Here is a 19,756-nt window from a genome sequence, read left to right as displayed (position 1 = left end):
CCGTGGATTTCCGGTTGATGGCTTTTCTAACCCCTGATTCGTCGCACACTCCCTGAAATGCGACCGGATGCGGGAGTCTAGCGATTTGGCAGAAGCGGCGAAAGACGGATTCTACGATTGGCTTCTGCCGACCAAGCCGACCGCCGAGAGAAACGACAACGTCCCGATGCGCAAAACGCACCGGGACGAAGACCGTACGGGGATGGGACGCTTGGAACGCTCACACTAGACGTCGCAGATCTTCACTGCTTTGCGCAGAGCAGCCAATTTGTCTTCCCACGTGGGAATGAATTCCTGCGACACGTAGCCTTGGTAGCCGGTTTCGAGGATCGCCCGCATGACCGCAGGATAGAAGATTTCTTGCGTCTCGTCCGGTTCGTTCCTGCCTGGAGCACCGGCGACGTGATAATGGCCGATGATGTCCTTGTACTGCCGAATACGGGAGATCACGTCGCCGTTCATGACCTGGACGTGATAGATATCGAACAAGAGTTGGAAGTTGGGCGAGTCGACCCGTCGGATGAGATCGACGCAAAGTTCGACGTCGTCGCCGAAGTAGCCGGGATGTCCCTTCATCGGGTGGCTGTCATCCCGCGTGTTCAGAATTTCCAGGCAGATGACGACGTTTTTCTTTTCGGCGTAACGGATGACCTTCTTCCAGCAGCGGACGCAATTGTTCGCCAGTTGCCGATCGGTCAAGCCGGGTTGACGCATTCCCGTGAAGGCCAAGACTTTTCCGGCACCCCATGTCGCGGCGGCATCGATGCCGTGTTTCAAATCGGCAACTACCTTGTCGTGCTGGTCGGGATCGGTCGGGCCTTCGCGGTAGTCGCCGCCGGAGGTCATTGCCGGCTTCATACCGAGCTTTTTCAGCAGCGGATAATACTGCTCCGGCACGTCCATTGCCTTGATGCCCATCTTGTGGCAGGCATGGATCAGGTCTTCGACCGGCATGGGATCGAAGCACCAGGAGAAGACCGACTGGTGAATGCGGTCGTTTTCGATGCGGTAATCGGGACCCGGTGTGTCGAAGACCGCCGGTACTTTCGGGGCAGCGTAGCCGGAACGTGAAGCCGTGGCGGCACCGACCAAGGCGGCCGTACCCGCAGCCAGGAAGGTACGGCGTGACGCCGTGGGGGTGGACGCGACCGATGATTGGGGGCGATGAATACCTTTGCGCATCGGAATACTCCCGCTGGTTCGAGCTGATCGTGCGGCACTACCGAAAAACGAGAAAATCATGCATTGGCATTGCTTGAGCATAGATTCCGCAAATCGCGGAAGCAACGACACAGCAAAGGCAATCGGGGATAGTGACAAAAATGGAAATGACGTGTGTTGAATCGGGGCTGAGAAATGCTTTCTCGCGACAATTTGCGGGCGACGCCGGAGCCCCGTCGTGGTCGGCCGTGATTCGCGGGGCCGGTGGAGAGATGATTCACAACAGCGTCGAAAATTGCGACGTCTTTGCTCGGCAGAATGCGAGGTAGAAGATACTCGACGTGCTCCCCGTATAACTTCCCGGGGAGTTGAAACTTGGCGCGGAGTGCACACTCTGCGCAATCGCAGAGAGCGGAGGTGCGTGTCAGCAGGGGAGCTCTACCTGATCGAGTTTCAGTGATTCACGATCTTGGAGTAGCTCCGCCCAGTATTCGAACTGGGGATCACCGCAATTGAACGTGAAAACGGCATCCGGCAGTTTCACGCCGTTGCGTTCTCCGGAGCGAACACGTACCAGTAGGCTGCCGTTTGCCCTGCGTTCCAAGTAGACCGATCTGGAATCCATCCGAGGCAATTCTCCCCGAGGCTGATCTTGGTGTTCTCGTACCAATTTTAGCTCGCCGATTCGAAGTCGTATGTGTGAAAGGATCACGATGTCAGGTTCGGGGCGAATGGAAAACGACGATCAAACCGAATCCTCCATATTTTGCGCGAAAAGTATTCGAGTGACCAGTTCGTTTTGGAGTGGATGGGCGGATTGGGTAAAATGTGCAGAATGAGCGGCTTCTGCTCCTACTCCCAGTGTAGGGGATCATCTTTGAAAATTACGGGGAATCGGACACGTCGTGAAGACACTTTTTTTCGAAAGCCAACAACCACGATTTAAGCTCGATTCCCCCGGGGGCTGAAAAGCCGCCGAGTGCGCCGTCACCTCGGATAACCCGATGGCACGGGACCACCAAAGGAAGTGGGTTCGCTGCAAGTGCCGCGCCGACAGCCCGCGCGGCGTGGGGGCGGCCGATTCGGCAGGCAAGTTCGCCGTAGGTACGGACGCGGCCGAACGGGATTGCGCGACAGGCTTCCCACACGCGGCGGCGAAAAGGTGTGGCCCCCAGCGGAGCCAGAGGAATGTTGGGGGACCAATCGCGTCTCCGGCCGAGCGCGTATTCCGTGATCTCGTGCAACAATCGGCAAGCTGCCTCCACGTTTGAGGCTGTGTCCCGCGGAACGTCGGCCAGATCGGCTGGCGAGGGGAGATTCGTCTGTCCGTTTACGACGCCGATCTTTTCCCAATGTTCCTCCGGTTGGCACAAGGCGGCCAATGCCGAGCCGGCTGAATTGTGCCCAAAAACGAGACGACCCAAGCCTCTATCTGAGATCAGAACACCGACCCACCCCAGTGGGGTCAGCCGAGTTGCTCCCCAATATTTCAAGCTGGGTTTTGGCTGACGACTTTTCTGAAGGCAGGAACGGGAAAGAGAATGAAGCGAAACGGGTTCGTCTTCCCAGCAGTGTGAAAAGGCGGCAGGTCGCCCAATAGGGGCTCCAAGCGGCAATTGCTGCGATCGGTGGTCGATGCGATGAGACGATTTTGCGTACATTGGTTTTGGCCCGATCGAGGGGGTACTTGCGGATTCCCCTATCTTGGGGTGGCTGTATGGGGTAGGGCTCGCAAACGAGCCCGAGCGGCGTAAACTTGCTTAGATAGGGTGGCATTCCACGCAGCCCGCGGTCTACGCGACGACTTTGTTTAGCGGTTTCCCGCCCGCCTGGGCTTCCCTGTGGATCGGGCATCTAACTCCGTGCAGGAGATCGACCGGAGATGAACGTGTACGCCCAGTATTGTGACGATTTCTACGTGAACATGACGCTGAATACGGCCATGCCGTTGCCGTCGCAGCGAGAAACGATTTTGCATTTCTTCGACCGCATCCGCAAGTCGTATCCGGCGATGCGGAATTTCTACGCTCGGGATCGGCATGAGCTCGTCCTGGAAACCGACAAGGCCGGAGGATCACACCACTGGTGCAGCATTGAGCCGCGTCGAATTCTCTCGGGGCAACTCAATCCGGAAAGTGTCGATGCGGCGGTCGAGCAGCACCGCCTGGTATTGGAACTGGCGCCTTATCATCTTTCGGTGACGCCGCTGGATTGCGAAGCCATCGACTTGCTGTTCGGGTTCGACTTCACCTACCGCGGAAATCACAACGAGCTGCTGGCGGATGTATTAGGGGTTCCGCCCGCCTTCGAACGGGTGGCCGAAATGCCGTCGCGTCAGGTCGTCCATTATGAGCCGTCCTTGGTGCTCAGCTTCGACAGTGAATGCCGGTTACAGTGTCGGATCAGCACCGAGACACGCACGACCGACTATCATGTCCGCACCGGGGAATATCCGGAAGACCAGTTGAGCGTTTACGTCACGGCGCGGCACTATGGCGGGTTGCCCGACGATCAGGATTTTTCGAAAACGCTCGACTTGCTCAAAGAGACCTGCTTCACGGTTGTCGATCGTTACGTCCTCGAAGGCATTCTACAACCGTTGGCGAAGGCGATCGCTCTCGGATGATTGGGACCGTACGCGGATGATGCCGGATTGCGTCGAAACGTTGATTTCGCGGAGTGTGCTGCCTAATCTTGGGGCACCGGCAAAATGCCGGACGGTCGATCGTTGAATCGCGGAATGCGTTCCGCGTCCCCCCTCGCGACAAGGAGTGCGTCCATGCGCCGTCATTGTATTGCCGTCGTAATCGTCTGGCTGCTTGTTTTCGGAAGGCAGGCTTTCGGAGATCAGCCCTTTGCGTTTGACGTGCGAGTGCTTACCGTCGACGCGAACGAAGGATGCGACATTGCCGATGTCGACAACGACGGCAAGCTCGACGTGATCGCAGGCAGAAATTGGTATCGCAACGGCGAGTGGATTCCGCGACCGGTCCGGCTCATCGAGGATTGGAGCGGTTACGTGCATTCGAATGGGGAATGGGCCTACGATGTGGACGGCGACGGCTGGGTCGATGTCGTTTCCATGGCCTTCACTCAAAGCGAGGTGTATTGGTACAGAAATCCCGGTCGCGACGGCGTGCTGCGAGGCATGCTTTGGGAGCGGAACTTGCTCGTCGATACACAAATGAAGACGAACGAAGCCGCTTACCTGGTCGATCTGGTCGGCGACGATACGCCCGAATGGATCGCCAACCAGTGGAACAAGGCAAATCCGTGCGTGATTTGGACCTTCGATCGAAGCGGTGCTTCACCGACCCTGGTCGGTCACAAGATCGGGCCGCACAATGGGCACGGAATTGGGTTCGGCGACATCAACAACGACGGCCGTAGCGATTTGTTGTTCGGCGAGGGGTGGTATGAGCGGCCGGAGGGTGATCCGTTGGGGAGGGACTGGCAATATCATGCCGACTGGAGTCTCCATGCGAGTTGCCCAATGCTTGTGCGGGATCTGAACGCCGACGGTCGCAACGACCTGATCTGGAGCAAGGCCCACGACTACGGTTTGTATTGGTGGGAAGCGACCGGACAAAATGAAGACGGCAAGCTGGCGTTCGTCGAACATCTCATCGACGACACGTTTTCGCAAGCGCATTGTTTGGTGTTCGCCGATTTGGACGGCGACGGCGTCGAGGAACTTCTAACCGGCAAACGAGTTCGCGCTCATAACGGCAAAGATCCGGGGAGTGCCGACCCTCCGCTGTTGTGCGCCTATTCGTGGAACGCCGCAGAGCAGACGTTTACGCGCCACCCGATCGCCGAAGGGCAGGCCGGTGCCGGATTGCAAATTCGCACCGCCGATCTGGATGCCGATGGTGATCTCGACATCGTCGTTGCCGGAAAGGACGGTACGCAGATCTTGTTCAATCGGCGCTGACGGTTACGTGGCCGAGAGTTGGTTCACCAACTCGGCAGGTTGCTCAGCCGAATCGGACACGCCGTTGGTCGAATTCTTCGTGTCTGAAGAATCGACACGGCCTCGCTTGGCCGCGAGGTCTTGCCGAATAGGAAGTTGGATGTGGAAGACGACCCCGTCTCGTACGTTTTCGGCCCAAATACTTCCGTGATGTTGGGCGATCAATTTGCGGCAAATTGCCAAGCCCAGGCCGGTGCTGTCGGTCTTGTGCGCGTGCTTTCGTGACTGGGCATATCCTTCGAAGATTCGTTCGATATCTTCTTCGGGGATGTGGTCGCCGACGTTTCTTACATCCAGTTTGACTTTGGTGTCGTCTTGATCGATCGAGACGACGATCGAGGTCGATTCTTCGGCGAACTTGATCGCATTGCCGACGATATTGCGGACGACTTGGGCGATGCGCACGCCGTCGCATTCCGCCCGGATGAAGCCGTCCGGCGCCTCGACTCGAATATCGAGATCGCGTTGTACGGCCAATGACTGAAGTTCGTCACACACCGACGAGACGATTTCGGTAATGTCGTGTACGGCAAATTCGTAAGTCATTTTGCCGGCTTCCAGTTTCGAAAAGTCCAGCAAATCGTTGACGAACGCCAGCAAGGTTTTGCCGCTTTTCTCAATTTGGGAGAAATAGCGGTTGAGTTTTGCCAGTGACTCGTCGCCGGTATGCTTCAGTCCGAACGCGGCGTAGCTGAGAATCGCGTGCAAAGGTGTTCGAAGTTCGTGCGACATGTTCGCCAAGAAGTCTCGTTTCGTGCGATCGGCTTCTTCGATTGCCCGCACGAGTTCCTTCAGGGCTTCTTTTTCGCGTTCGGCGAGCAAACGCTTTTCATGGTCTTCAATTGCTTGTTCGACAGCCTGCGCTTGGGCCGTTTTGAGTGCTTCGTTTTCGGCGGCGAGCTGCTCGGCTTTGGATTTGAGGAAGTCGTGTTCATTATTGAGCAGACTGCACAAAATGGTCAGCTCGGCGACCTGCAAAATTGCTGGATTCGCCGATTGTATTTCCTCTGCTGTAATCGGTCGTTGGAATGCCGCGACGAGCCACGCGTTGGTCGAGCCCGTCTCGTTGCAACGGCGCACGACGAGTAAATGAGGAAGACGGTCGTCGGCCGGTATCGTGAAGAGATGAGGGGCTTTGCCGTCGTGGTCGACTGTCGAATCACTTGCTCGCGCGAAGGCAGTTGCGCGAGTAACCCGATCGAAAACCCTCGCTGGCGAGGCGACGTACGTTTCGATTTCGGCGCCCGAGGCGTCGTATACACACGTCCACACCGGTTCCCACCGGTCGAATTGATGCGTGAACAACCGGAGTGCAGACTCGTGGGTGGGCGTGGGTTCCAGGTCGATCCAGAGTTCTTCCAGGCTGGTGACGATCTCGGGTTGGTTCTGGCTCATCGGTGTTGGTACCCAGTGCTTCCTCGTTGCTGTCTAGGTGTGATATATCGACGAGGAGCCAAAAGGGGGGGATGGCTCCGCTTTCGCGCGTCGGTGCGTTTAGTCTCTTGCACCCTATTGGAAGGATAGGACGTGATTCGGCCCCAGTCGGGACGAATCTCACCGAAACAATGCGTTCGATCGTTACAAAAGGTCCGATGTGCCCCCGCTGTGTAGGGGGAATGCTGACGAGGGAAAAGCCATGATGAAGCGGAAACTGATCCATCGACGACGTTTGTGGAGCATCGGGGCGTTGACGCTTTTGGTGGTCCTGTGCGGCGCGGCACCGCTGTTGAACGCGGCCGCTCCGAAAAAGAAGCCGTTGAATTTCGTCGTCATGCTGGCTGACGACATCGGTGCGAAAGAATTGGGGTGTTACGGGCATCCGACGCACAAGACGCCGAACCTCGATGCCCTGGCGGCCTCGGGGGTGATGTTCAGGACCGCCTACGTGACCCCGATTTGCCACCCGACCCGGTTCGAAATCATGACGGGGCAATACGGATACCGAAACGGCATTTTTCAATTCGCCGGTCGGCCGGGCGGACCGAAACCCGACGATCCCGCTGAGCAGATCACGAATCACGTGACCTTCGGGCAAGTCATGCAGGCAGCGGGTTACGCGACTGCCCATGCCGGAAAATGGCAACTGAGCGGAGAATTGCCGAACCTGGTGCGCGAAGCGGGGTTTGATGAGTACTGCATGTGGGCTTATCGGCACAACCTTCCCGAGGGGGTTGTTCACAAAGGCGGTTATGAGGATGACCGCAAGATCAAGACTTCCCGATATTGGCATCCGTCGATCGTGAAAAACGGAAAGTACTTGCCGACGGAGCCGAACGATTACGGCCCGGACATCTTCAGCGACTTCGTCGTCGATTTCATTCGGCGACACAAAGACGAACCGTTCTTCGTCTACTACCCGATGGCCCTGACGCATGCGCCGTATTACACGACGCCGGATTCAACGCAGGGACCGGAGGATCATTTCATCAACAAGCGGGAAAACTTCGCCGACAACGTGGCCTATCTCGACAAGATCGTCGGAAAGGTCGTGCGGGCGTTGGACGAACTGGGGTTGCGGGAAAACACGGTTGTCATGTTCATCGGTGACAACGGAACCGGCGGCGACGGCAAGGGGCAACCGACCGAACTCGGGGCACGCGTTCCTTTCATCGTGAATTGCCCGGGCGTCGTGAAGCCGTTGGGACCGGTCGACGCATTGGTCGACGGCTCCGACGTATTTCCCACGCTGGTGGACATGGCCGGTGCGAAAGTGCCTGCGGAACACCAGTTCGACGGGGTCAGCTTCGCTCCCATTCTGCGCGGTGAAGCCGAGAAGACTCGCGAATGGATTTTCTCGTATATCGGACCGTATCGTATCGTCCGAACCGAGCGGTGGTTGCTTGAGCGGAACACGATGACCGACTTCGGACGGCTTTACGATTGCGGTGATTGCCGTGACGGGACGGCGTACAAGGACGTCACGGACTCTCAGGATCCCGAGGTTCTTGACGCCAAGAAATGGATGAAGCAGATCTTGGCCGACAAGCCTTCACCAATCGTGAAAGGCACGTCGGTTCCTGTTGCGCCCAAAGCCAAATCGACCAAACAAGGCGCCGGGAAAAAGAAAACGCAGCCGAACGAATAACCGTGGCTGCTGAAGCGTGGAGTTGGAGTCGACGGAGCGGATCCGCCTTTGCTGGCGGTGTTCGCTCGGCCGAAGAAAATGGCGGCCGGCGTGTTGCATTGAACGCCGGCCGCCGAGTGTTCTTACGTATCGTCGCTAGATGCGCGGCTACTGGTTCGCTTTGCCTTCACGGAAGCCGTACTTCGGATTCGTGATGCTGAAATCCTCGTCGGTGAAGCCGTTGTTGAGTTTCAAGTTGAGGTATGTGTACTCTTCGATCAACGGCGGTTTTTCATTCGGGCTGCTCGGCCAATCGTACGATTCGTAGCGAACCGGGAGATTGGTGGCTTTGTCGACATAGATTCTCGCCATGTGGAATCGGAAATTCCGCCGCGGAACCGGATGCACGACCTGGATGCACGTGCACACACGGTCGTTGATCTTGGCGCCTTCGAAAAACTTGACTTCACATTCACCGTACTTGATGTCTTCTTCGCCGACTTCGATCAACCGCCGGACGAGATTGACGATTCCCACTTCGGTAATCGGGTAGCGATTCCCCTGCATCGCAATCGGACCGGTGGGATCGAGCGAGACGGTGCCGATGATCTTGTTTCGCAGTCCCGGCGGATGCGCCCACATCTTGCCGTCGTTCTGGCCCTCGACCCAGATGACTTCCTGGCCTTTGACTTCGGAAGGTTCGAGGAAATACATGTATACGCTCAGCGGTCGGTTGCGGACCTTGATGAACATGTATTCCGGATCCTTGAGCTTGCCGTCGATGCGTTCCCGTTTGACCAGGATCGCCGAATAGTCTTCGATTTTCTCGAGATCTTTGATTCCTTGGTACGCCCAACGCAGGGCGGGCATCAGAGGGTGTTCCACGATTTGCGATTCGTTGGGTTGGACGGATCGATCTGCAACGCGAACGGGCGCTGCTGTACCACCGGTAGGTGGGGTTTGTTGGGCCGAAAGGTCGGCCGAAAGCCAAGCAGTCACGGCAATGGTGAAGGTTGTTCCCCAAATAGCGTGTCGAAACGACATAAGATTTCACTCCCTTGCTACGGCGTCCCTCGACCAACGACTCGAGGTCTTCCGGATTCCGTTCCCCTTAGGTCGTGGCACCAAGAAGAACACGTTCCGCCACTAAAGACGAGTCCGATTTGTCCGTGAAGTCTACGTTTCCGGTACGCTGCCGCAATCCTAGCGGTTTGACGTGGGCGGCGCGCAACGCAGAAAGCGAATCTCTCTTCCTGCTTCATCGCCCTAGCCGAACCGCTACCGTTAGCCCGATTCGACAATGGGGATGAGTTTACACAGCATACCGAGGTCTCGCAAACAGAAAGTTCGATGGCGGTTTTGTAGACTGCGTGTTTTGCCTGTTTTGACTCCTCGGGGCTGCAAACCACCCCTTTCTAGTTATAATGAGGCGGTGTAGAGCAGAGCTGGTTTAGCCCTGAAGACGAGCATCTAATCCACTATTTGTGGGGGCGGCACGGTCCGTGAGGTCACCATGGGTGAGGCATCAGTGAAACACAGATTGGTCGTGCACGTTACGGTTTCGAGCCTGTTCCAAGAAAATGCCTTTGTGTTGCATCGAGAAAACTCGAAGGCTGCCGTTGTTGTCGATCCGGGGCTGGAGCCGGGCCGCATCATTCGGTTCATCGAGCAAGAGAAACTCGATGTGCTCGCGATTTTGAATACGCACGGTCACGCGGACCACATTGCGGGCAACGCAGCGCTGAAAGAGCGGTACCCCGATGCAGAGCTTATCATCGGGAAACATGAAGCGCACAAGCTCACCGATGCGGAGCAGAACCTATCGATGGCCTTCGGGATGGCTATCGAAAGTCCGCGCGCCGATCGGCTGGTGGAAGACGGCGACGAACTCGCCCTGGATGGGCTCTTGTTCCGTGTTCTTCATGTGCCCGGTCATTCACCGGGACACGTCGCCTATCTTTGGGATTCAGAGGACTACATGCCCGAGGCATTCGTCGGAGATATCATCTTTGCCGGGAGCATCGGCCGCACGGACTTCCCCGACGGCGATCATGCGGCGTTGCTGAAGGGAATCCGCGAGAAGATCTACACACTGCCCGACGAAACGATCTTACATCCCGGGCATGGCCCTGATACGACCGTGGGCGAAGAACGTCGCTCGAACCCGTTCGTGCGAGGCTGACGCTCGGTCGGTGCCGGGGGCGGCGTTCACCTCGTGTAAGAAGATTCCGTTTGAGGCGTACCGCCGACATGGCGCGCGGTGGGAAGCATCCCGATGTTTGCGTGCATCGGCAGGGAGCTTGAATTATCATCGGTAGCGGGTTGTGAGGCACTGTGTGCCGCCGATCGGCCGTTTGCGGCATTTCGGCGGACTTGGTCACGGGAAGCGGAAAAGGGATCTGGGCAACGTGAACCTTTTTCCGAACGAGGACCCGCGATGCGACGTAATCTGCTTTCTCTTGCGTTGGGATCGCTGTGTGCGTGGGGAGTCCTATCGGTCTTGGGGACGACCGACTCGGCTGCCGCGGCGACCAAACGGCCCGATATCGAACGCCCGAACTTTGTGATCATCAACATCGATGATATGGGCTACGCCGATATCGAACCGTTCGGTTCAAAGTTGAATCGAACTCCCAACTTGAATCGTTTGGCCGCCGAAGGGTGCAAGCTCACGTGCTTCTACGCGGCACCGGTTTGTTCGCCGTCGCGAGCAGCACTGATGACCGGATGCTATCCGAAGCGCTGTCTGCCGATTCCGCACGTGCTCTTTCCGGGATACGATCACGGGCTGAATCCGAACGAAATCACGATAGCCGAGCTGCTCAAGGAACGCGGATACGCGACCGCCTGTATCGGAAAGTGGCATTTAGGCGACCAGCCCGAGTTCCTGCCTCGAAAGCAAGGATTCGATTATTACTTCGGGTTGCCGTATTCGAACGACATGGGGCCGGCGGAAGACGGTGTGAAGAGCAGCCTCGGGCAGCCGATTCCCAAGAATCGCAAGGGCAAAGGCCAACCGCCGCTGCCGCTGATGCGGAACGAGTCGGTCATTAAGCGGGTACTTCCCGACGACCAACAGGCCTTGGTCGAAATGTACACGAAAGAAGCGGTCCGGTTCATCGAGGAACACAAGGGCGGCCCCTTCTTCCTGTACCTTCCGCATTCCGCCGTCCATTTTCCGATCTATCCCGGCAAGGCCTTCGTCGGGCATTCCAACAACGGAATCTATGGCGACTGGGTCGAAGAGGTTGATTGGAGCGTCGGGCAGGTAGTGGACACGATCCGTCGATTGGGATTGGCGGAAAAGACGATGGTCGTGTTCACCTCGGACAACGGCGGTACCCAACGCGCGGTCAATGCGCCGCTTCGAGGCTTCAAGGGCAGCACATGGGAAGGCGGCATGCGCGAACCGACGATTGTTTGGTGGCCGGGACAGATTCCCGCGGGCACTTCGTCGGACGAAATCACCGGCATGATCGACCTGTTACCCACGATCGTGAAATTGGCCGGCGGAACGGTGCCCTCGGACCGCAAGATCGACGGGGGCGACATTTGGCCGATCCTAGCGGGCGATCCCGAGGCCAAGTCGCCGCACGAAGTGTTCTACTATTATCGCGGCCTAATTCTTGAGGCGGTGCGCAAAGGCCCGTGGAAGCTGCATATCAAACGGGGCGAGCTGTACAATCTCGAGGACGACATCGGTGAGACGACGAACGTGGCTGCCGATCATCCGGAAATCGTCGCCGAGTTGACCAAGGTTGCCGAGGCCATGAAAGACGATCTCGGCTTGGAAGGAATCGGACCGGGATGTCGTCCGCTCGGGCGCGTACCGGATCCGCGGCCGATTCTCGATCACGACGGAACCCTCAATCCGAAACTGGATGGTTGGGATAAGATCGGCGTGCCGGAATAGTTTTCTGGCTTTTCAAACTCGCCGCCGGCGTGCATTTCGTGGGCTTGCGGCAATCAATGGTATGAAAGGGGAGGCGGGGACGCCTCCCCGATTGTTTTTTATGTCCGAATGTGGGGGATAGCAAAGTGAAAAACGACACTGCACGCTGCTGCTGCGCCCGGGGGACGCAACGCAACCGGATGGCGGGAGTTGCCGCGATTGTGGCGATCGTCGCTTGGTGGGGCGCGATCAATGGAACGCAGAATCAACTTCTCGCCGCGGAACGTCCGAACATCCTGGTCATAATCGCAGACGACGCGACCTACAGCGACTTGCCCATCTATGGCGGCACGAACGTAAAGACGCCGAATATCGATCGCTTGGCCGGCCAAGGGGTGGTCTTTGATCAGGCGTTTGTCACCGAAGCGATGTGTCAACCGTGTCGGAGCGAATTGTATACCGGCCTTTATCCCATCGGGAACGGTTGCTGCTGGAATCACTCGGCCTCGCGCAGCGGCGTGCGCAGTATGCCGCATTACCTGCGTCCGCTCGGCTATCGGGTAGGATTGGCCGGTAAGGTCCACGTTCGGCCGAAGAGTGTTTTCCCCTTCGAAATCGTGCCCGGACTTGAGACGAATTGTGTTTCACCGACGGTTCGTTTCGACTTGGGCGGTTGCCGTGAGTTCATTACTCGAAACGCCGCAAAGCCGTTTTGCTTGGTGACGGCATTAGTCGTTCCGCACGCGGTTTGGACGGCGGGCGATCCGTCCCACTTTGATCCCGCATCGTTCGAGCTGCCGCCGCATGTGGCCGACACCCCGGTTTCGCGTCAGGATTTCGCACGCTATCTGGCCGAAATCGAGGTTCTCGATCAGCAAGTCGGCGCGATATTGAAGATGCTTGACGAGACCGGTCATGCCGACGATACGATCGTCGTGTTCACGTCGGAACAGGGAGCCCAATTTCCGGGTTGCAAATGGACGGTATGGAACCAAGGCGTGCACACAGCGCTCGTCGTGCGCTGGCCGGGGAAAGTGAGGCCAGGACGCCGTACGTCGGCTTTGGTGCAGTATGCGGATGTTTTGCCGACGTTGCTCGACGCGGTCGGTGCAGATGATCCGGAAGGAACATTCGACGGAAAGAGTTTCTTGCCGGTATTGCTCGGCGAAACCGACACCCACCGCGAATACGCCTTCTTCATGCACAACAACGTGCCCGAGGGGCCGCCCTATCCCATTCGCGGCGTGACCGACGGAAAATTCCGATACGTGCGAAACCTCCTGCCGGACCGGATCTATATCGAAAAACACGTGATGGGGCTGCCTGAACACAATCCGTATTGGAACAGTTGGTTGATGGCTTCGGCCGAGGACGAGGCGACGTACCGAGTGATCGAACGTTACATGCGGCGCCCTGCCGAGGAACTTTACTGCACGCAGGATGATCCGTTCGAGATGACGAACGTGGCAGACGATCCGCAGTATGCCGAGATCAAGGATCGTCTGAGTCGGGCGTTGGATCAGTGGCTTGCCGAACAGCACGACCCAGGGGCGCAAATCGATTCGACCGAGCAACTAAAAGCGGCTCGTCAAGGGCATCATTTCATCGGGACGAAGGCGGAGAGCCCGCGTAATTGACTGCGTACCCGGGCGATCATTGCTGCGGAAAGGAGCCTAACGCCCGAGCAGCCGTTCGGTTTTCCGTCGGCAGCAAGATGGTTGTGCCGGGGTGGAGATGTTCGAGCCGGTCGCCCAAACGATCGCGGTTCAGATTGTAGATTTCCATCCACCGTGACGCGCGTCCCAATTCCCGTCGGGCGATTTCGAAAAGTGTGTCGCCTTCCCGAACGACATACGGGCGATAGTTCGTGTTCGTCGATGGCGACGTTCCATATCGCTCTGCAACACCCATGTTGCCGGGGGAGGCGGGAATCGGTTGCAGCGGAGGAACCCGCACCTCTGAAGGTGAAGGGTTCGTCGACGTCGGTGACGGATCGTAGTTTCCGAACGGCTGCGACGCGACCGGACCGGCAGGCGAAGCCGTAGTCAATGCGCCGGCGTCGGTTCGCGACCCGGCGGTTGCTTCCCAAGAGCCCGCTGTGATGTCGGCGTATCGCCCGCCGTATTGGGGCATCGCGTTGTTTGGAGTCGTCGCCGGCAGAGGCGACGTATTTGTCGGCTCGGTCGTACGGCCGTAGGCATTGTAGGGGGACGCGTGGACGTCGGCAAATTCTTGGGAGACATCGACACGTGAAGAACCCTGCATACGGCCGGTTGCGGTGTACTCCAGGGAACTATCGGAGGAAGAGCCCGATGGACCGTACGCGGAAGACGCATTTTCCGCCCCCATCGTGATGGACGAGTTCGATGAGCCGGTCACATCGGTTCGATAGGCGGCGTACCCTTGCGAGTCCGAGGGGTAACCGAATTCGTTGTGTTGCGGTGGAACGCCCCGGCCGCCGTGCAATGCGTCCGGGAAGGGGGCGATTTCCTGCGAGTAGGACGAGTATCCGCTGCCGGGAACTTGGGCGTAGTCTTCCGTTTGTGCTTGCGGCGCGTATGCCGATTCCCCGTAGCGTGTAGCGCCGTTCGGCTGGTCGGCATAATACGGCGGGACGTCAGGGGGCGTGTCGCCGGGCTGAGCATATTCCGGATATTGTGCGTAGGTTGGGTACGGAGAGGATGTCGCCGGAGCAGAACGATCTGTCTCCTGCGAACCGCTGTCGTCGCCGACGAACGCAAACCCGTCGTCCGGATCCCACGATGACAAGGACGTTGAGGCGGTACCGTTGGAAGCGAACGCCGGCATCTTCGGACCGGTAGCGGAATCCTCTCCCGATGTGGCCGTTTCACTTTCGTTCGATGCGTTGGGCTGATCGACGAGCTGTTCCGCCCTCGATTCGGCCCGCATTCGTACCACGCGGTATCCGGTGGCGACAACCAATGCAATGACGAGCGCCGCCAAGATCAGCAACCCCCAGCGTACTTCACGCTGGTATCGAGCAAGCTTTTCGCGCATACCGCCGTCGACTGGGGTGCCCAGTTCGTCAACAGCTACCGATGAGCCGTTGCTCGAGCGGCCGACATCCGACTTGGCCATGTCCTCGGCCATGATCGCATCCCTGCTTTCCTGCGAAGAAAAGACGAGAACCTATTGGGCCGGAACCTATGTGAGAGTCGAGCCGAGCCAGAGCGTCTAGGTTCCATTCCAATGTCGGGCATAATTACCGTATTTGCCTAAACCCCACAAGAGGGGCTGCCGAATTCCGACCCGGCGCGAAATACGGGTTGCCTTTTTTCTTTCATCGACCGATTGAGGGAATCGGGCGGCACGAATCCGTTCTATCGGAATGTTTTGTCGTGTTTTCCTGTTTTGTCTATCTTGCGTGGCTAAACCCGTTCGGCCACGCGCAGCTTGGCGCTACGACTTCGTGGATTGGCGGCAATTTCCCCCTCCGATGGGCAGATTGGCTTTCGTGTTACCGCGTGCAAACGCGGATCATTGCGAAACGCATGTTTGACCAGCCGGTCTTCCAACGAATGAAAACTGATGATGGCGAAACGGCCTCCCGGGCGAAGGCATTCGGGCAGTCTTTTCAAGGCTCGCTCCAATGAACCGAGTTCGTCGTTGACGGCGATTCTCAAGGCTTGAAATGTTCGCGTTGCGGGATCGATTCGTTGGCGTCCCCGCGGGACGCAACGGCGAACGAGTTCGGCCAAATCGGCGGCGGTGCGGATGGGTTCCCGCTTGCGGCGACGTTCGGCGACGGCTCGAGCGATTCGGCGGCTGTAGCGCTCTTCACCATACCGGAAAATCAAATCGGCCAAGGCACGCTCGCTGATGTGTTCCAACAGTCTCCAGGCCGGCTCCCCACGCGTAGGATCAAAGCGAAGATCCAGCGGACCGTTCGATTGAAAGCTGAATCCGCGGTCGTCATCGGCCAGTTGATCGCTGGACAGCCCCAGGTCGAGAAGAATGCCGTCGACGGTTTCAAGGCCCAAGTCCCTGAGGATCTCGGGGAGGTCGCAATAGTTGCCGAGGTACGGAATGACAGGAAGGTTTGCGGCGAGCGCCTTTGCGCGATCGACAGCCTGCGGATCACGATCGATAGCAATAACCCGCCCGTCGGCGCCGATTTGTTCCGCGATTACCCGTGTGTGCCCGCCGCCTCCAAAGGTTCCGTCGACGATGACGGCTCCCGATTCGATCTGCAGTTGTTCGAGAGTCTCTCGGAGCAACACAGGCTGATGTCGCGTTGGTGGAGGCAAATCGAACGCCATCGTGTCGTTTCGTCCGGTATTGCAAAGTTCGTTGGGCCGATCGTGAATCATGGATCCATGCTAGCGGGGCGGGCACGTTGCGACCAGCCTCCGGGCCGGAAGACGCCGGGCGCGAGCGCAACAAAAACCCCCTCGGTCACGTCCCTATGAACGAGGGGGAATGCCCACGTCTGAATCCGACGCACAGGCTCCGCTATCGCGACCGGTCTATCCCTGTCCCGGCCCGTGAGTTCTCCCGACGGCACGTGGTTGCCGGGTTGGGATGCGTCGATCGGTGGCCGGTAACCGACGCTCCCACTCTCACGCTAGGCGATTGGTACGGACGGACACGTTTAGCCCTTTTAGGGGTGAAGCCTGTAACGATTGTCGAATCCAGACGCGTGGTCGCCGTGCGGTGATCAATCGTTGGAGGCGATGGCCAACGGCCGATGAATGGTGAATCAAGTGCATCCAAAAGTGTTGGGACGTGGTTCGAAGGCGGATTCGGCGATGCGGTCGTATGCCGGCTGCTTTGCCGCAAGGTACTCTCGCCAGCGCTGAGCGGCCCAAATTTCGACGTGATCGCGGGCACCTACCAGAACGACCTCCTTTGTCATACCGGCCAACTCGATCAGGTTCTGCGGTATTCGGATGCGTCCTTGGCTGTCGATTTCTACGACTTCCGTCAGGGCATAAAAAATCCGGGTGAAGTCGCGCACGTCACGATTCGTAGGCGACGCGTTGGCCAACCGGTCGGCGAACGCTGAAAGGGAAGCCTCATCGTAAACCGACAACGAACCATCGAGTCCCGGCGAGACATAAAGGTGGTCGCCCTTGCTGGTACCGAAGGCGTCGCGCAGTCGCTTGGGCATCGCGATGCGCTGCTTGTCGTCGATCGCTCGGGTATACTGTCCGGTAAGCAGCGGCATCCCCAAATCGCTCCAATTTGCCCCACACGTCCCCAAGCATAAGCAATTCGTTTTCGACGTCAAGCGTGGAATTTGGGCCGTTTCGGCAGTTAGTAACGGCCGCTTCGACGTAGCCTGCGTGCAGCAAAGGACTTGGGACAGACAGCCGCGACCTAACCCAATTTTCGCGATTTTTCGGCGATTTTTTGGGTGAGAAGATCGGCCCAGAGCGCTTGGTAGCTGTCCACCACGGAGTTCCACGAAAACAGGGAAGACGCGCGTTCTCGGTTGGCTTCGCCGATAGTTTGGGCTGACGAGGGGGAGTCGAGAAAGCGGGTGATGTGAGTGGTAAGTGCGTCCGGAGATTCCGGGGGCACAAGTGGCGCTGCCTCGCCCAGTAGCTCGCGGACCCCTTCGACGTCGGTGGCGACGATTGGAAGTCCGGCGGCCATGGCTTCCAAGACGGCGTTCGGCATCCCTTCCCACCGAGAAGGAAGAACAAAAACGTCCGCGGCACGCAGCAGGGCCGGTATGTCTTCGCGAAATCCCAGGAAACAGACTTGTCGTGCGATTTCGAGTGACCGAGCCAACGATTCCAAGCGGGCACGATCCGGCCCGTCTCCGGCGAGAAGCAAATGCACATCACGGTATTGGGGCAACCAGGCGGCCGCCGAACGCAGCAAGATGTCGACTCCCTTCTGGTGGTCCAGTCGCCCCACATAAAGCACGATTCGACCTTCGGCGATCGGTAACGGAGGCGGCGAGGAAACGCTCTCGTACTCGGCGGGATCCACACCGTTGGGGATGACGAGAAGTTTTTCGGAGGGAAGCCCGGCCGACGACACGCTGAAGCGGCGCACGGCCTCGCTCACGCACACGTACCGGTCGACCCGCCAAGACGTCAAGCGATCCAAGAGCAGGTGACCGCGACGGCGGTGTTCTGCCACGCGAATGCCGCACACCACACAGGGAACGCCCCCCGCTAGAGCTGCCAAGCGGGCCACGAGGTTCGCGTGAAACAAAAACGCTTGCACCAAGGAAATTGACTCGCGTCGGTAAGCGCGAGCCGCACGCAATACCGCAACTGGAAAAGCGAGATTCCGCCGAAAGTTGAAGAAGGTGACCGGGACATCGGCTTGTTGAAGACGTCGAACGAGCTTTGCCTTTTCTGGCGAAGGAGGGGGAGAAAGCACGAAGACGTGAGGCTCGAACTGCGTCCGATCGAGACGGCACGCGATTTCCGTCAAACATCGCTCGGCACCGCCCACGTCAAGATCGGTGATCGTCAATCCGATGGGATGAGGCGACATGATTCGGTTCCGCGATTCGCGAGATCGGCCCCAATGACAACACTCCACTGCTCGCTTATACTCATTTCGGGGTATGAGTGTAAAGCGACGAATCGGACTGTTCCCCTAAGATGGGGAGTTTGGAAGACGGCATGAGTCTCGATCTGGCGGCGTACGATTACGAATTGCCGAAGCACCTGATCGCCCAGCAGCCGGTGCCCAACCGTGCCGATGCGCGGTTGTTGGTGGTCGATCGGGCTTCGGGCGAGCTGGAGCATCGGCACGTGCGCGATTTGCCGGAGATCTTGCGACCGGGCGATGCCTTGGTTCTGAATAATACGCGCGTCGTGCCGGCACGACTGGTCGGATTTCGAAAGGAAACGGGCGGTCGCTGGGAGGGGTTGTTTCTTCAGCTCGGCGAGCAGGGTGTGTGGTTGGTATTGGGGCATACGCGAGGTAAACTTCAGCCCGGTGAAGACATCGTGTTGCTCGATCGGCAAGGGCGCGAAGCGATCGAGTTACACATGATCGGGCAAACCGCCGAAGGCAAATGGCTGGCCAAACCGAAGATCGGTATGCCGTTGCTCGAATTGCTCGATCGGGTCGGGCGGGTTCCCTTGCCGCCGTACATTCGCAAGGGCGAGATGTTGCCTGAGGACCAGGAACATTATCAAACGGTTTACGCGCGCGTTCCGGGGGCCGTCGCTGCCCCGACGGCCGGTTTGCATTTCACCGAGAACCTTTTGGATCGGCTCTCGAGTCGCGGAATCGAGCAGGTTTATTTGACGTTGCATGTCGGCTTGGGGACGTTCGCGCCGGTGAAGACGGCCGACCTTGCAGAGCACCGGATGCACGCCGAATGGGGCGAATTGACCGCGGAGGCCGTGGATCGTCTTCGGCAAGTGAAGGCGAGAGGTGGACGCGTCGTTGCCGTTGGAACCACGTCGGTGCGCCTTTTGGAAACAGCGGCGGCCGATGGAGAATTGAAGGCTTTTCGTGGCGAAACCGACTTGTTCATTCGGCCTCCGTATACCTTTCGCGCCGTCGATTGCCTGATGACGAACTTTCATCTTCCAAAGACGACGTTATTGGTCTTGGTGCGGACTTTCGGCGGGGATGCGTTGATTCGACGAGCCTACGAAGAGGCTATTCGCGAAGAATATCGGTTCTATAGTTACGGCGATGCGATGTTGATCCTTTAGGCCGTTTC

At 58.2% G+C, this 19,756-nt stretch carries 16 protein-coding genes; 7 read left to right on the top strand and 9 right to left on the bottom strand.

Going from position 1 to position 19,756, the window contains the following annotated elements:
• Positions 1–225: 225 nt before the first annotated feature.
• The 3 genes from ACYQ2I_RS11725 to ACYQ2I_RS11715 all read right to left on the bottom strand — a co-directional run bounded on the left by ACYQ2I_RS11725 (position 226) and on the right by ACYQ2I_RS11715 (position 2,822).
• Positions 226–1,182: a hydroxypyruvate isomerase family protein gene (locus ACYQ2I_RS11725; RefSeq protein WP_460167201.1), complete on the bottom strand. Its 957-nt coding sequence runs from the start codon at positions 1,180–1,182 to the stop codon at positions 226–228.
• Positions 1,183–1,585: 403 nt separating this feature from the next.
• Positions 1,586–1,786 (bottom strand): hypothetical protein, encoded by a 201-nt coding sequence (locus tag ACYQ2I_RS11720; RefSeq protein ID WP_460167200.1) that lies wholly within the window; start codon positions 1,784–1,786, stop codon positions 1,586–1,588.
• A gap of 259 nt (positions 1,787–2,045) precedes the next feature.
• Positions 2,046–2,822, bottom strand: coding sequence for a methylated-DNA--[protein]-cysteine S-methyltransferase (locus tag ACYQ2I_RS11715; RefSeq protein ID WP_460167199.1), 777 nt, complete (start codon positions 2,820–2,822; stop codon positions 2,046–2,048).
• A 221-nt stretch (positions 2,823–3,043) separates the two neighbouring features.
• Here ACYQ2I_RS11715 and ACYQ2I_RS11710 point away from each other — a divergent pair, with 221 nt between their 5' ends.
• Both ACYQ2I_RS11710 and ACYQ2I_RS11705 read left to right on the top strand, forming a co-directional pair.
• A complete protein-coding gene (locus ACYQ2I_RS11710) occupies positions 3,044–3,787 on the top strand; it encodes a hypothetical protein (RefSeq protein WP_460167198.1) in 744 nt (247 codons plus the stop codon).
• A 153-nt stretch (positions 3,788–3,940) separates the two neighbouring features.
• Positions 3,941–5,095 carry an FG-GAP repeat domain-containing protein gene (locus tag ACYQ2I_RS11705; RefSeq protein WP_460167197.1) on the top strand — a complete coding sequence of 385 codons (1,155 nt, stop codon included), beginning with the start codon at positions 3,941–3,943 and terminating at the stop codon, positions 5,093–5,095.
• A gap of 3 nt (positions 5,096–5,098) precedes the next feature.
• Here ACYQ2I_RS11705 and ACYQ2I_RS11700 read toward each other — a convergent pair whose 3' ends face one another.
• Positions 5,099–6,529: a sensor histidine kinase gene (locus ACYQ2I_RS11700; protein WP_460167196.1), complete on the bottom strand. Its 1,431-nt coding sequence runs from the start codon at positions 6,527–6,529 to the stop codon at positions 5,099–5,101.
• A 241-nt stretch (positions 6,530–6,770) separates the two neighbouring features.
• Between ACYQ2I_RS11700 and ACYQ2I_RS11695 the strand changes: the two genes are divergently transcribed.
• Positions 6,771–8,219 carry a sulfatase family protein gene (locus tag ACYQ2I_RS11695; protein ID WP_460167195.1) on the top strand — a complete coding sequence of 483 codons (1,449 nt, stop codon included), beginning with the start codon at positions 6,771–6,773 and terminating at the stop codon, positions 8,217–8,219.
• A gap of 147 nt (positions 8,220–8,366) precedes the next feature.
• On the opposite strand, the gene ACYQ2I_RS11690 is transcribed toward ACYQ2I_RS11695, so the two are convergent.
• On the bottom strand, positions 8,367–9,242 hold the full coding sequence (locus ACYQ2I_RS11690; RefSeq protein WP_460167194.1) for a DUF1571 domain-containing protein: 876 nt from the start codon (positions 9,240–9,242) through the stop codon (positions 8,367–8,369).
• Positions 9,243–9,726: 484 nt separating this feature from the next.
• On the opposite strand from ACYQ2I_RS11690, the gene ACYQ2I_RS11685 reads away from it, so the two are divergent.
• The 3 genes from ACYQ2I_RS11685 to ACYQ2I_RS11675 all read left to right on the top strand — a co-directional run bounded on the left by ACYQ2I_RS11685 (position 9,727) and on the right by ACYQ2I_RS11675 (position 13,727).
• Complete coding sequence (locus tag ACYQ2I_RS11685) at positions 9,727–10,380, top strand: MBL fold metallo-hydrolase (protein WP_460167193.1); 654 nt, start codon at positions 9,727–9,729, stop codon at positions 10,378–10,380.
• Between the two features lie 255 nt (positions 10,381–10,635).
• Positions 10,636–12,111, top strand: a complete 1,476-nt coding sequence (locus ACYQ2I_RS11680) for a sulfatase family protein (protein WP_460167192.1) — start codon at positions 10,636–10,638, stop codon at positions 12,109–12,111.
• 125 nt (positions 12,112–12,236) lie between these two features.
• On the top strand, positions 12,237–13,727 hold the full coding sequence (locus ACYQ2I_RS11675; protein ID WP_460167191.1) for a sulfatase family protein: 1,491 nt from the start codon (positions 12,237–12,239) through the stop codon (positions 13,725–13,727).
• 16 nt (positions 13,728–13,743) lie between these two features.
• Here the strand turns inward: ACYQ2I_RS11675 and ACYQ2I_RS11670 are convergent, their stop codons facing one another.
• The 4 genes from ACYQ2I_RS11670 to ACYQ2I_RS11655 all read right to left on the bottom strand — a co-directional run bounded on the left by ACYQ2I_RS11670 (position 13,744) and on the right by ACYQ2I_RS11655 (position 18,567).
• Complete coding sequence (locus tag ACYQ2I_RS11670; RefSeq protein ID WP_460167190.1) at positions 13,744–15,201, bottom strand: LysM peptidoglycan-binding domain-containing protein; 1,458 nt, start codon at positions 15,199–15,201, stop codon at positions 13,744–13,746.
• Between the two features lie 278 nt (positions 15,202–15,479).
• On the bottom strand, positions 15,480–16,421 hold the full coding sequence (gene rsmH / locus ACYQ2I_RS11665) for a 16S rRNA (cytosine(1402)-N(4))-methyltransferase RsmH (protein ID WP_460167189.1): 942 nt from the start codon (positions 16,419–16,421) through the stop codon (positions 15,480–15,482).
• A 389-nt stretch (positions 16,422–16,810) separates the two neighbouring features.
• Positions 16,811–17,278 carry a division/cell wall cluster transcriptional repressor MraZ gene (gene mraZ / locus ACYQ2I_RS11660; RefSeq protein WP_460167188.1) on the bottom strand — a complete coding sequence of 156 codons (468 nt, stop codon included), beginning with the start codon at positions 17,276–17,278 and terminating at the stop codon, positions 16,811–16,813.
• Positions 17,279–17,430: 152 nt separating this feature from the next.
• Positions 17,431–18,567, bottom strand: coding sequence for a glycosyltransferase (locus ACYQ2I_RS11655; protein WP_460167187.1), 1,137 nt, complete (start codon positions 18,565–18,567; stop codon positions 17,431–17,433).
• Between the two features lie 131 nt (positions 18,568–18,698).
• Between ACYQ2I_RS11655 and queA the strand changes: the two genes are divergently transcribed.
• Positions 18,699–19,748 (top strand): tRNA preQ1(34) S-adenosylmethionine ribosyltransferase-isomerase QueA, encoded by a 1,050-nt coding sequence (gene queA / locus ACYQ2I_RS11650; RefSeq protein ID WP_460167186.1) that lies wholly within the window; start codon positions 18,699–18,701, stop codon positions 19,746–19,748.
• Positions 19,749–19,756: the final 8 nt, after the last annotated feature.

Source organism: Thermostilla marina, from assembly GCF_054657455.1.
Note: the sequence above shows the minus strand (reverse complement) of the source record. Positions and strands in the feature narration are given on the sequence as shown.